The sequence below is a fragment of the Streptococcus sp. oral taxon 058 str. F0407 genome (genome assembly GCF_000235485.1).
GTDB lineage: Bacteria > Bacillota > Bacilli > Lactobacillales > Streptococcaceae > Streptococcus.
This window is the reverse complement of the sequence record NZ_JH378887.1, coordinates 411,405-424,608: the sequence shown is the minus strand read 5'-3', so window position 1 is coordinate 424,608 and position 13,204 is coordinate 411,405. Positions and strand designations below refer to the sequence as shown.

The 13,204-nt window shown below is 40.9% G+C and carries 13 protein-coding genes; all 13 read right to left on the bottom strand.

The genetic code is table 11. The features are described from left to right. Window positions 1-316: 316 nt before the first annotated feature. Complete coding sequence (locus HMPREF9184_RS03665) at window positions 317-1,009, bottom strand: alpha/beta hydrolase-fold protein (RefSeq protein ID WP_000175767.1); 693 nt, start codon at window positions 1,007-1,009, stop codon at window positions 317-319. Next, the gene (locus HMPREF9184_RS03660) at window positions 990-2,000 is read right to left on the bottom strand and encodes an ABC transporter substrate-binding protein (RefSeq protein WP_000753260.1); all 1,011 of its coding nucleotides are present in this window, start codon (window positions 1,998-2,000) and stop codon (window positions 990-992) included. Before HMPREF9184_RS03660 ends, HMPREF9184_RS03665 begins: the two co-directional genes overlap by 20 nt. Before the next feature lie 20 nt (window positions 2,001-2,020). Next, on the bottom strand, window positions 2,021-2,776 hold the full coding sequence (locus HMPREF9184_RS03655) for an ABC transporter ATP-binding protein (RefSeq protein ID WP_000364119.1): 756 nt from the start codon (window positions 2,774-2,776) through the stop codon (window positions 2,021-2,023). Between the two features lies 1 nt (window position 2,777). Next, the gene (locus HMPREF9184_RS03650; RefSeq protein WP_000949305.1) at window positions 2,778-3,824 is read right to left on the bottom strand and encodes a FecCD family ABC transporter permease; all 1,047 of its coding nucleotides are present in this window, start codon (window positions 3,822-3,824) and stop codon (window positions 2,778-2,780) included. A 468-nt stretch (window positions 3,825-4,292) separates the two neighbouring features. Further along, window positions 4,293-4,898 carry a TipC family immunity protein gene (locus HMPREF9184_RS03645; protein WP_000721863.1) on the bottom strand — a complete coding sequence of 202 codons (606 nt, stop codon included), beginning with the start codon at window positions 4,896-4,898 and terminating at the stop codon, window positions 4,293-4,295. 10 nt (window positions 4,899-4,908) lie between these two features. Beyond that, entirely contained in the window at window positions 4,909-6,549 is a 1,641-nt protein-coding gene (locus tag HMPREF9184_RS03640; RefSeq protein WP_000510506.1) for a T7SS effector LXG polymorphic toxin, read from the bottom strand. Continuing rightward, a complete protein-coding gene (locus HMPREF9184_RS03635) occupies window positions 6,539-6,898 on the bottom strand; it encodes a DUF3958 family protein (protein WP_000039825.1) in 360 nt (119 codons plus the stop codon). Before HMPREF9184_RS03635 ends, HMPREF9184_RS03640 begins: the two co-directional genes overlap by 11 nt. Next, window positions 6,895-7,173: a TIGR04197 family type VII secretion effector gene (locus tag HMPREF9184_RS03630; protein ID WP_000108754.1), complete on the bottom strand. Its 279-nt coding sequence runs from the start codon at window positions 7,171-7,173 to the stop codon at window positions 6,895-6,897. The genes HMPREF9184_RS03635 and HMPREF9184_RS03630 overlap by 4 nt, the downstream gene beginning before the upstream one ends. A gap of 688 nt (window positions 7,174-7,861) precedes the next feature. After that, complete coding sequence (gene rpsO / locus HMPREF9184_RS03625; RefSeq protein ID WP_001018251.1) at window positions 7,862-8,131, bottom strand: 30S ribosomal protein S15; 270 nt, start codon at window positions 8,129-8,131, stop codon at window positions 7,862-7,864. A 144-nt stretch (window positions 8,132-8,275) separates the two neighbouring features. Further along, complete coding sequence (locus tag HMPREF9184_RS03620; RefSeq protein ID WP_000754609.1) at window positions 8,276-10,978, bottom strand: FtsX-like permease family protein; 2,703 nt, start codon at window positions 10,976-10,978, stop codon at window positions 8,276-8,278. 1 nt (window position 10,979) lies between these two features. Continuing rightward, window positions 10,980-11,681 carry an ABC transporter ATP-binding protein gene (locus tag HMPREF9184_RS03615; protein ID WP_000323390.1) on the bottom strand — a complete coding sequence of 234 codons (702 nt, stop codon included), beginning with the start codon at window positions 11,679-11,681 and terminating at the stop codon, window positions 10,980-10,982. Between the two features lie 122 nt (window positions 11,682-11,803). Beyond that, complete coding sequence (locus HMPREF9184_RS03610) at window positions 11,804-12,496, bottom strand: phosphoglycerate mutase (RefSeq protein WP_000240126.1); 693 nt, start codon at window positions 12,494-12,496, stop codon at window positions 11,804-11,806. 188 nt (window positions 12,497-12,684) lie between these two features. Continuing rightward, window positions 12,685-13,065 carry a hypothetical protein gene (locus HMPREF9184_RS03605; RefSeq protein ID WP_000856377.1) on the bottom strand — a complete coding sequence of 127 codons (381 nt, stop codon included), beginning with the start codon at window positions 13,063-13,065 and terminating at the stop codon, window positions 12,685-12,687. Between the last annotated feature and the right edge of the window lie 139 nt (window positions 13,066-13,204).

The following is a 13,204-nucleotide window of genomic DNA, read 5'->3' as shown; positions in this document are numbered from 1 at the left end:
GTCGGTCTTCAAAAATACATATTCCTAGTGTTAGTAATATAAAAATGACTGAGATTAAAGTGTGTAATTTTCTATAAATATCTATCATTTCATCAATCCTATAATATTCTTAATAAATCTCGTCTGCTCCTTTACAATGACAATCCAGTCACTTTTCATTATAGAACATGTATTTTTCTGCATTCAAAGAAATTCTAAAATCATAAAAACGCATAATATAAGAAATTCAAAGAGTTCAATATTATGCGTTTTATTGTGGAAAGTTTTACTGGATTTTCTCCTCAAATTTAATTTTTGCCTTGTCTCTCCTCTTACTTTATTCAATCTCCCATTTCTTTGCCAACCAGTTAGAAAAAGCTAGAAATCGCTCAGCCACTTGTTCATGATGCCCATAAGGATCAAAGACAAACTGACCAGTCGGATAGTGTTTCTGAAGACTGGTATGGATCTGCTCAGCATAGGCTGGTGCTTGAGCTAAGCGATTGGTATGATGGGCTCCTTCTGTTTGACCATTCTGTAAATACAGCAAACAGTCCAAATTTTTCACCTTTTCTTCCTTGCAGTAAGTTGCAAATTCAGGATACCAAAAGGACCCGCAAATGGAGAAGACACAGGAGACCTTGTCAAAGCTGAAAAGACTGTGGACGGCCGCCAAACCACCTAGTGAATACCCTCCATAGGCAAGGTGATTTTTGTCCAGTTGATAAAGCGACTTCAACTTATCTAAAAGACCTCCAAACAAATGACCATGATAGGCATTTGCCTGACCGCCAAAATCTGGAGCTCCATCTCTCAGAGCAGATGCCTTCCAGGGAGTGTAGTCATCTAGGCGATTTTCAGAAGTCAAACCCACTAAAATCACAGATTCGGAAAGGGTCGATAGGAAATCCAAGTTTCCATCATTTAAGAGAATAGCTGGATAGGTTTGATTAGGATCATAGGTCGAAGGAAGGCTGATTTTGACTTGGATTCCTTCCCAATCAAACTCATTATTTATTGATAAAGTCATTGATTTTCTCAAGGGAATCAATCACTGCTGGACCATAGTCCATCAACTCATCGTAAGAGATGGTCATGATTTTTTGATTTTTAATTGCAGAAACGTTTCCCAATACCTCATTTGCCTTCATCAACTCTACTGCGTTGGCATCCAATTTTTTATTGCGGTCGCTGGTTACATAGATAATCAATTCGGGATCCATTGACACGAGATTTTCCAAGGTCAAGCCTGATGTTCCCGTTGCAACGTTTGTATAACCAAGTTGATTCAACAAGCTCTCTTGCAAAGCAGACTTGTAAGCACCGAAGGTTTCGTCGTTATATGCAACCATAATCAAAGCCTTTTTCTTCTCACCTTGGCTTGCTGGATTTGCTTTCTTAACAGCCTCAATTTTAGCTTGTAATTGAGCTGCGTATTCATTAGCCTTGTCCTGAACATTGAAAATCATTCCAAGATTTTTGACATCTTCTACAATATTTCCCAAATCTTGCTGAATCGTTGAGAGAGAGGCTTTTTGCGTATAGACTGGGATTTTGTTTTCATTCCAAGTGCTAACTGTCCCCAAGGATTTTTCAGAAAACATCATGTTTCGACCCATCACAGCATCTGGCTCATAAGAAAGGACTGTCTCTTGTGACACTGTTTTTTTATCCCCAATTTGAGGAATCGTCGCAATCGCGTCCTTGTATTTACCTGTTACGGCATTGTCTGGGTTGAGCATGCCAGCAATTTTATCCTTCAACCCTAACTCCAACAAGATTTCAGTGGTTGACAGATTGTTGGTGATAACTTTTTCAGGTGTCTTGTCAAAGACTTGTTCGACTTCATTTCCCTTAGCATCATAGGTTTTGACCGTTAGTGGATAAGTCGTCTCTGTGCTCGCCTTTTGACTTGTTTCTGTACTAGATTGTGTGGTAGCTTTTTCTGTAGTAGTATTGCCACAAGCTGCCATGGTTAAGGTAGCTACTGTTACGAGTAAAATACTGAGTGTTTTTTTCATCTTGTTTTCCTTTTCATTTTTTATAAATAGTGAATCATGGCTTGCTGATCCTCGGTCCAAGTAACCTGACTTTGAACTCCGTATACAGTTTGCAATGACTCTGGAGTAATGGTCTCCTTTGGAGACCCTTGATAAAGGATTTTCCCCTCTTTCATCAGATAGAGATAATCCGAATAGCGACAAGCAAGTTGAATGTCATGCAGGACAGCTAGAACATTGATTTTGAGATCTTTCACAATGGCCAACAAGTCTAGCTGATACTTGATATCCAGGTGATTAGTTGGTTCGTCCAAAAGCAAGAGAGTTGGTTCTTGTGCCAAGGCGCGTGCTAACAAGACTCGCTGTTTCTCTCCCCCCGACAGGGACGAATAGAGACGAGTTTTCTTCTCGAGCATATCCACCTTAACGAGGGCATCTTGAACGAGGGCATAATCCCTTTCCTTTTCCTTCTGTAAAAAAGAAAGGTGGGGAGTTCTTCCCAGCAAGACGATTTCCTCAACTGTACAATCAAACTGCAATTGATTAAACTGGGTTACAACTGCCATCTGCTTAGCCGTTTCTTTGAGCGACCAATGCTCCAGTGGCTTTCCATCTAGGCTTATCAAGCCTTTGTCCGCCTTTTCCTGACGATAGAGGAGTTTAAGAAGGCTGGTTTTTCCACTTCCATTGGGTCCTAGTATCGTATGAAATTGATGTCCCTCAACCTTAAGAGAAACTCCTTTGAGGATTTTTTTCTCTCCTAGTCCAAAGTGGACATCCTGACAAATCAAGTCCATATCAGGCCCTCACCTCCCTTCGCCTACCTCCAACAATGTAGATAAAGAAGGGAGCACCTACTATGGCTGTGAAAATACCAATAGGCAACTCAGCATTTGGAATGATGATACGGGAGAGTACATCTGCCCAGACCACAAAGAGGGCACCAAGTATGGTCGCAACAGGAAAAAGTCTCCTGTAATTCGTTCCTACTAACCCTCGAGCTAAGTGAGGAGTAATCAGACCAACAAATCCAATAATCCCACAAGTTGCCACTAAGACAGCTGTCAGCACAGCCACCACGGTCACGTAAAGATACCAATAGAAGCGTAAGGGAATTCCCAAAGTTAAAGCAGCCTCATCTCCCATCATCATCGCATTGAAAACACGATACTGAGTAGAGAAAAATAGAAAGGCTATTCCTACTACCATAGTTGGCAGGACCAAGTCAGACCATGTGGTCCCAGCAAGCGAACCCATGGTCCAAAATTTAATGGTCATCACACTGTCCGCATTAGCGCCGACTGAGATAATAAAGTTGGAAAAAGCCAGAAAGAGAGCGTTGACCACCGTTCCTGATAAAATCAGGCTGGAAGTTGTCATTCTTCCCTGCATAGAGGCAATGATGAGGACAGCGACTGTTGCCAAAATAGCTCCAAGGAAAGCTCCAAGGCTAATCATCACTTTTAAACCAAGAATGATGCTCAAAGTTGCCCCTAGAGTTGCACCCGCAGAAATTCCTAAGACATAGGGCTCTGCGATGGGATTGTTCACTGTAGACTGCATCACGCTACCACACATAGAAAGTCCAGCCCCTACTATCAGACCGAGCAATACTCGGGGGAATCTCATGTTCCATACAATGGTAAGAGTAGACTTGGAAACCTCTCCTATCTCAAGAGGAAATCCTAACCTGCTTAAAATAATCCGATAGGTATCTCCTAGATCAATCGCAACAGATCCCATTGAAACTGCTAGAAAGAGAGAAATCCCTAAAACACCTAACAAAATACCTAAAAGTAGCACAAATTGCAGGTCCTGTCGGCTTCCAGAAAATTTGGAAAGCATGCAAATCTCCTTTGATAGAATCTTAAAAATTTAGAAAATTCTCATAAAAATTATACCATATTTCCATTAGATGAACAAGAATAGAAACATATATAGAAAAAGCCCTCTGAAATCAGAGAGCCAATTTGAGCTCGGGCTAAAATCCTAGTGAAAAAGATGAAACTCCTTATGTTCATCGAACACGGTGTCGTTTCCCTATTTTCATACGGATTTCTTACGCCCTTAGCATCATGATTCTTGCTGGATAAAACGTTTATAGACTAGGCGACGAGGCGAAGAGTGGACAAAAATTTTAGTGAAACAAAAAAAATCTCCCCGAAGGGAGATCATTCTAGTTTATTTTACCTTATAGTGCTAGGAACCGTAACCGAAGATAATACTTGAGTATATCAAGGTACGGCGACAACATAAAAAGCTCTCTGAAAATCAGAGAGCTGTCTGTTTATATAATCAGTGAGAATCTTTATATCACCAATTCTCCCACTGGGTTTCAACCTTAACATCACCATAATTGCTTGGCGAGTATTTACTGTCATAAATCGAGCACCAATCTTTCAGGACTTTCTGGTTGACGATTTCATCGTAGTAAGAATCTAGGTCCTTAGCTGTAATACCGTACTGCTCTAGGTAGGATTTCACCTGAGCTTCGTCTTCGATATAACTATCCTCATTTCCTGATATTACAATCTGAATTGACTTTGTAATTGTTTTAGTATTTGGATTATATTTGTTGACCATCCATAACTTCGTACCATCAGCTATTTTCCTCTCAAATGAAACAAACAGTTTACTATACGCTTTCTCAAAATTAAATCCAACTCTCAGTTCAAGATAATCCTCCGGAAGAGTCTTATACTTCCCTAAAGGGCTATATTTAAAATAATCTCCATCACTTGGCCAGACATCATCAATTTCAAAACCTTCTATATTTCTTAAAATATTATTTGTGCGATAGGTTTTCTCTGTTTCTTGGTAGATTTCATCAAAAATATTTTTAGGTTGATGCGTAAAGAAGTAAAAACAAACTGATACAAGTAATACTACTATTATTAAAACACCTAGTATTTTCTTCATAGATTTCCTCCTAATCCGCCACGGCTTCCAAGCGATTTAAAAACTTGGACACTCCCGGATAGTTACTTTCAATATAAGCTTTAATGGCATCTTCCCCTTTTTCCATAATCTCTAATGGGAGGATACTAGAGTAAATAGTACTTCTAACCTGTTTCCAATCTTTATTTTTTAAGAATTCTCTTTCTCTAAGAGTCGAATCCTTTTGAAGGTCAGCATAATAGGAAGATATGGCTTGGTCATAGGATTGCCCCTTCTGCATACGGCCGATAAGATTGACCGAGTCCAAATCTGCCTTGTAGTCGTCTTCACCAATGCTTGGTTTCTTATCCGTAGCGTTAAAGGTCGTGTCTCCCTCCCAGCCTGAAAGGTCCTTGACATGCTCTCTACCACCATAAAAATCAGATAACTGGAAACTACTGGGATTTAGATGAGTAGCCATAGTGATGGACTGGTGAGTGAAGTCTGCATGGCCTGCTCCGTTATTAGAGTAGGCCTTGAGTTTCTCATCCCAAAACTTATCAAAACCTTCTTCTTTATTATAAACTTCGGAATAACGCTTTTTGAAAGTTTCATATAATTCAGGGTCCTCAGATTTTAACTTATTTGAATAACTAGCTTTTCCACTAGCCAGTTCATGTTGCAATCGAAGGTTATAATAGAGTTCTTTGGCCTTTTCTTCTTTCAACCCCAGTTCTTGGAAGATTTCAAGAAGTGGTTTTTCTATTCTCATTTTTTCAACCGTAGATGGACTGCTAACAACCTCATCAAAAAAATAATTTTTTAAATACCCTGCAGTTTCATTCCACTGAACACCATCATAGTAGGCGGCACCGATAACTCGCAAAAAGATATAGTCACGGAACTCTTGACTAGAATTTGGAAACTTCCTGTCTATCCCTTGCTTGATGGTCAAGAACTGTTGGGCTGTCTCTGCGTCAAAGCCGTATTCTGCCATCATGGTCTGGACAAAGGCCTTCTCTTGACGGCTAAGTTTTATGTCCTTTGTATCAGAATAGGCAGATAGGTAGTTGGCCCAAGTCCGGTCAGATGGAACTTTAAAGACCCCATTTTTTGCATCCCAACTACTTTCAATCTGAGACAGTCCACGACTCAGTTGCACATCGATACTGTCTAGTTCATCGAACAGGCCTCCTGAATAGCTATCATAGGCTCGTAGGTCTCTCAAAATCGTTTCATAGACACGTTTATTGGCATGATGTCCTCGCATGAGTTCCACATTACTGCGTCTCAATCTCCCCTTTTCTTCACTATCCATGGTCAAGCTAGAAAGAGATTGGTTGACTTCATCTAGATAGGCGATCATTTGCTCTTCCTGACGGATCTTATCAAGCAGATTATCCTCGCGCCAACTCTTGCTGTCGACCATCGTTTGATAGTCTTCTGGTAGTTTCTTGATGGCTTGAGAGAAGGTTTCTGCATAGAGCTGCCCCCCTTTGCTCAAGGGCAGTAAGACACTTGCAAAAAAACTTCTAGCCGAATCATAAGCCTCGCCCTTTAAACTCTCCTTATCCTCTGAAAACTTTTGAATGGCTGATTGCAAGTCTTGATAAACCTCCACCTGTGATTGGCACATGGTCGCTACACTCGAACTTTGTAGTTGTGATTGTTCCAAGTACATATCAATGCCCATGTCGTTTCTCCTCCTCTCTTTCTAGTTCTTTTCGTCTTTCATAGTAAACCGCATCCAAGTCTCCCTCTAACCGGAACTTTTCTTTTTTCAAATCATCCATGTGGTAGCTGAGGTCCTCAAGGATTTGGTTTTTGAGTTGGTTTCTCTGCAGGAGCGTTTCTTCCAACTGTCCTGCATATCGGCTCTGATAGGCCGCCTCCCACAAATCATTTTGATAACGGTGACTAGCTCTATCATACCCTTCAAAGGTTTCTATCAGTTCTTTGGTGCGGTACTTCTCTTTTCCATTGTCTTCTAGCTGGTACAAGAGGTCTCGTTCTCTTTTCTTCAACTCATCTAACTTGCTCATGTATGACTCCTAAAACCATTGGCAGCTGCTTCATCTAGCGCCTCAAAATCACTCGCTACAGAGTGCAGTCGTTCTGAAGTCAGGGTGACAGCAGCTGAAATCTGACTAGCGAGATTTTGAGCCTTTGTCAGACATTGATGGGCTTTGTTATTTCCTTGAAGAGTCGTTAGGTCATCTTGACTAGCCACAGCGATAGTTGTTAAAGATTGACAAGCATTTTTCAGCTGACTCGCATACGTTTGAGCAATATTTAGATCACTTTTTACTGTTGACATGACTGTTCTATCCTTTTTCTTAATCCCTTGTGATAGGTTTACTTCATTTAGCTATATAGGCCTATTATACCATGTTTTGAATACAAACCCTAATTTATACTATATTTTGATAATAGAATAATCTTACGATGAAAAAACTACCCAATTGGAGTAGCTTCATTATTAAGATATGCTCAATTGAACACGGTCTAAGCACTTGGCAAAAAAGATAAAATCTCCTAGAAACTGAAGTTTCTTCGTCACTTTTCCTATTTTTGCTTTGTGCTTTTGACTGCCTTTGTATCTTGTTAATTGAACACAACCTAAGCACTTGATAAAAACAAAAAAATCTCCCCAAAGGGAGATCATTCTGGTTTATTTTACCTTTATAGTGCTAGGAACCGTAACCGAAAATAATACTTGAGTATATCGAGGTACGGTGACAACATAAAAAGCCCTCTGAAGTCAGAGAGCTAATTTGAGCTCGGGCTAAAATCTATACAAAAAAAGCTACCCAATAGAGTAGCTTCACTATCAAGAACTGCTCAATTGAACACAACCTAAGCACTTGGTAAAAACAGAAAAATCTCCCCGAAGGGAGATCATTCTAGTTTATTTTACCTTATAGTGCTAGGAACCGTAACCGAAGATAATACTTGAGTATATCGAGGTAAGGTGACAACGCAATGTAAGTGGAAAATAAAGCAGATTAACGACGAAGTCCAAGAGAGTTGATTAACTCACGGTAACGGTTAACGTCGTTTTTACGCAAGTATGCAAGCAAGTTACGACGGCGACCGATTTTCTTCATCAATCCACGGTATGTAGCGTGGTCTTTTTTGTGTTGTTTGATGTGTTCGTTAAGGTGGTTGATTTCCCAAGTAAGGACAGCAACTTGAACCTCTACTGAACCTGTATCACCTTCGTGACGTGCATATTGTGCGATGATTTCATTTTTTTTCTCTTTTGAGATTGCCATGATGTTTCTCCTTTTTATTTGGCTTCATCCGAGTGACAGGTTGGCATGCCTGCAACCAAGAAGAAGTTATTTGTCTTTACGACAGTTCTTATTCTACCAAGAAGCAGGGACTTTGTCAACTGATTTACTGTTTAAAACCGTGAATTACTCTACTGATTTCAGGGCTTCGAGCATATCCACTTTTCTTAAGTGGTGATTGACAAAGAGGCCCAGTAAGGCTAAGATTACAGTCACTGCGACGATTGGAAGAGCAGAGACTTCCCAGCTGACTCGTGGATAAAAAAGTATGGTGGCAGGTGAAATCATTTGTATCAAAAATTGATGTAAATAGTAGCCTGCTATCAAACCGAGAACAATCCCCACAAGGGATAGCACTATGGTCTCTCGGTAGATGTAGAGGGTCACTTCTTTATTGTGGAAACCGAGAACCTTGATAGTGGAAAGTTCGCGGATACGTTCTGCCACATTGATATTGGTGAGATTGTAAAGAATGACAATGGCTAGTAAAACGGAAACAAGGACAAGGATGGCCATGGTTTTATTGAGCGAACTAGCCACGGATTCAAAGAGATGGATGGCCGTCGCATTTTGGACGACCCCAGAAACAGCTGCTTTTTCCATAAAGATAGCAGCTTCTTTCTCCGTATTGGAAGGTGTTGGATCTTTTAATTTTACTAGGTAGGTATTGTCTTGTGGACTGGTACCGTAGACTTGTTCGTATGTCGCTCGGTTGAGATAAACAAAGTGTCCGACATAGTTTTCAGAAATCGCCGCGACCTTGATTTCTTTCCCATCAAGCTCTAGCTTGTCTCCAACCCTAACATCTGCTAATTGAGCTAGTTTTTGACTCACGACCGCTCCATCTGTGATCTGCACCTCTTGGCCATTTTCCTCTAATGCGATAAAGGGCTTGAAGTCTTCTCCACTAGTAACCATTATGGTGATAGTCTGAAGTCCTGCTTTTCCTTTGAAATCTTTTTCAATGGATTTAGAGTAAATCTTTTGGGAAGCATGGATAGGCTCAGCTTGCAAGGCACTTTCTAGATCTGCTTTTTCTTTCTCACTCACACTGCTCTTTTCTGCCACTATCATCTGATATTGCTGGATTTGTTCAAATTGACGTTCGACAACTCCTCCCACAGAAGACTGAATGCCAAGACCTGCAAATAGGAGAGCAACCGAACCCGCAACTCCAAAAATGGTCATCAACATTCGTTGCTTATAACGGAAAATATTTCGCGCTGTAACCTTATGAGTGAAGCTCAAACGACTCCATATAAAGCTCAAACGTTCCAGCAAAATCTTTGATCCTTCAACGGGAGGTTTGGGAAGCAAAAGTTGGGCCGCTTCATCGTGTAATTCCCTCCGCGCCACCAGATAAGCCGGCAAGACACTGGATAACCAACTCAAGGCTAGGGCAAGGAAGCTATAAGACCAGTAAAAATACTCCTTGCTTTTACCAACGACCAGTCCAGCTGTTATAACATCCGAAATCACACCTGCAAGGAGATAATGTCCTAGAAGCGTTCCTAAAATGGTTCCTACAGTTCCTGCAAGAAAACCATAGAGAACAAACTTGGCAATTATATCTTGATTCCGGTAACCTAGAGCCTTGAAAATACCAGCATTGGTACGTTCTTCATCCACAAAGCGAGTCATAGTTGTAAAGGTCACCATCGCAGCGACCATATATAGCACCACGGGGAAGATATTCCCGACGGAACGAATGCTTGCTGAAGCGTTACTGTACATGAGATAGCCTTGACCACCTGGCATAGTTTGGCGGTTGTATACATGGTATTTCGGCTCTGCCAGTTCATCAAACTCTTTCTGACGCTGTTCAAGCTTCTCTTTTTCCTTAGTTAGATCACTCTCTGTCTGAGCCAGTTTTTCTTTTTCTGTAGCCAATTCTTCCTTAGCTTTTGTCAATTGCTCCTTGGCTTGACTCTTTTGAGGCTCAGGCAAAACGGTCACTTGTTCTTCTTGAGTTTTCAAGCGACTTTCAGCCTGCTCTAACTGACTCTTGCCTTTTTGAAGGTTGCTTTCAGCTGTTTGGAGCTGTTCTTTTCCATCTTCCAAGTTCTTTTGACCATGTGTTTTGATGCTGGCCAATCGTTTTTGACCATTATCAGCCAGCAAGCCTTGCAAGTCTTCCTGATGTTGAGCTCGTTTGGTCCTATAGTCTGATGAAAAAGCATCCAGATTTTTTAAATCATCATAGCGCACACGTGCAATACTGTACACTTCTGTATCAAACTGACTGGCTAATATCACCCCATAACCAGCCAGACTTCCATTTCCACTACTAGCCCCTCCCAAGTCTTTTTGAGAAAGCATCTCACCCGACTGAACAAATCCAGTAATGGTGAAAGATTGGGATTTTATGACAGTATTCCCTTCTTCTTTCTTGCTAAAGGTGATAGTCTGTCCAATCTGATAGCGGCCTTTCCAGAAATCTGCCAAGGCAATTTCCCCGTCAGCCTCTGGAAGTCGCCCTTCTGTCACTTGGAAGGTTGAAATGCCCTCTGGCTTGGAATAAAGTCGAACCGCTTCTTCACTATTTTCAACGGTTAGGTCTGCCATATAACCAAACTCAACACTTGCTCCTTGAAGGGTTTTTAGTTCGTCTTGGTCTTCTTTGTCCAAGCCATAATCAGCTATCACTGCCAGATCCAGGGTATTGGCTTTACGGAGATAATCCCCTGCCGTACGTTCCATATTTGGACTGGCTACTTTAAGACCTACTAGGGCCAGGGAACCCAGCATCATCAAGGTCAAGATAGAAACAAAGCGTCCCTTGGAGGCAATCACCGACTGGAGCAAGTCTTTTCGGTATGTTTTTTTCATGCTAGTACTCCAATGTTTCGATATCCTGTGGATGCTCATTGATTGTTACGCTCTTAACCGTAGCATCACGCATGTGAATCACCCGATCTGCGATAGGAGCTAGAGCGCTATTGTGGGTCACGATAATCACCGTTGCTCCTTTTTGACGAGACATGTCCTGGAGAATCTTTAGGACTTGCTTCCCCGTCTGGTAATCCAAGGCACCTGTCGGCTCATCACAGAGAAGGATTTTAGGATTTTTGGCTACTGCGCGTGCGATGGAAACTCGTTGTTGCTCCCCACCAGAAAGCTGGGCTGGAAAATTATTAAGACGATGATCTAGTCCCACATCTTTGAGCACCTGCTCTGGATCCAAGGCATCCGCTACAATTTCTGAGGCCAATTCCACGTTTTCCCTGGCTGTCAGATTGGAGACTAGATTGTAAAACTGAAAAACAAAGCCCACATCATCTCGACGATAGTTTGTTCGTTGATGCGAAGTGTAGTCGGCGATATTGGCACCATCGATCCAAATCTCCCCCTCATCATTGGTATCCATACCTCCTAGCAGATTGAGAACGGTTGACTTTCCAGCACCAGAAGCACCAAGGATAATAACCAGCTCCCCCTTTTCAATCTCAAAATTCACATCACGATTAGCCACAATATCCGTATCCCCAACTCGGTAACGCTTGTAGCTGTGTTTCATTTCAATGTAAGCCATCGTCTTTCTCTCTTTCTTACAATTAAGTCACTCTTTACTATCATTATAACGCTTTTTCAACTAGTTGGAAACTAGAAGCAAAAACAAAAAAGCCTAGGAATCCTAAGCTTTCTGTTTATAGATTATTTTCCAAGGTAGTATTCAGAAACCACGTTCAATTTTTCGTCGAATTCGAATACCAATGGTGGGAAGTTAGGGATTTCCACGTCCATGATTTCGTCATCTGACAAGCGTTTGATGTGTTTTACAAGGGCACGGATTGAGTTACCGTGAGCTCCTACGAATACGTTTTTACCATCTTTAAGTGCTGGAGCGATTTTGTCTTCCCAGAATGGAAGGGCACGTTCCAAAGTCACTTTCAAGTTTTCAGCATCTGGAATGACTGAGTCGTCAAGTGAAGCGTAACGACGGTCAGTGTGAGCTGAGTGCTCATCGTCACGATCCATGTTTGGAGGCAATACATCGTATGAACGACGCCAGATGTGAACTTGCTCATCACCAAATTGTTCAGCAGCTTCAGCTTTGTTTTTACCAGTCAAACCACCGTAGTGACGTTCGTTCAAGCGCCATGATTTTTCAACTGGAACCCACAATTGGTCAGCAGCTTCAAGAGCCAAGTTTGTTGTTTTGATCGCACGTTTCAATACTGAAGTGTAAGCTTGGTCAAATTCGATACCAGCTTCTTTGATCAATTTACCAGCGTCAATCGCTTGTTGTGTTCCTTTTTCAGACAAATCAACATCAGCCCAACCAGTGAAAAGGTTAGCTTTGTTCCATTCAGACTCACCGTGGCGAGCAAAAACCAATTTTACCATTAGATGGATTCTCCTTTAATTTTTCGAGGTTGCCCTCATTTATCTATTCCATTTTACACAATTTTTCACAAAAAAGCTAGTGAAAATCAACGAAAAAGAGAAGAGCTTTTCAGTCTTCTCTTTATCACACTATCATAATTGTTCTCGATGGAGGATGAAATATTCCCACCCAAATAATTGGAAAACTACTACTCTTCAATTACAAATTTTTTCAATGTTCCAAAGTAAAGTGAACCACCAATAATGGTTAGAATTCCACCTACCCATCCCAAAAATGGAATCAAGCCGACCGCACCACCTACAATGAGCAAAACAGAAGGTGCATTCGTAACACGTTCATCATCTTTATAATAAACAATAGCCACAATTCCCAGTACTAAAACAGCAATTTTAACCAATGACAAAATAATTGAGAGCCCTGTCAATGTCCCAACTGTTACATCTGCGTTTTCAGTTGCCGCAGCAGCTCCAACAGCCATCATAAACATGATAGCTGGCGCTAAAAGCAATACAATTCCTGAAATAAGGCCAAAAATAGCATTGACACGAGCAAGTGTATTTGTTTTCATAATAATCTCCTTAAAATTTTTATAGGTATTATTCTATCATAATTTCTCTAAAAATTAAACAGTCTTATAAAATTTTATAATAAATATTGATTTTCAAAAAATAGTTTTAAGTTCTATAGTCTCTTGATAATTATTAGAA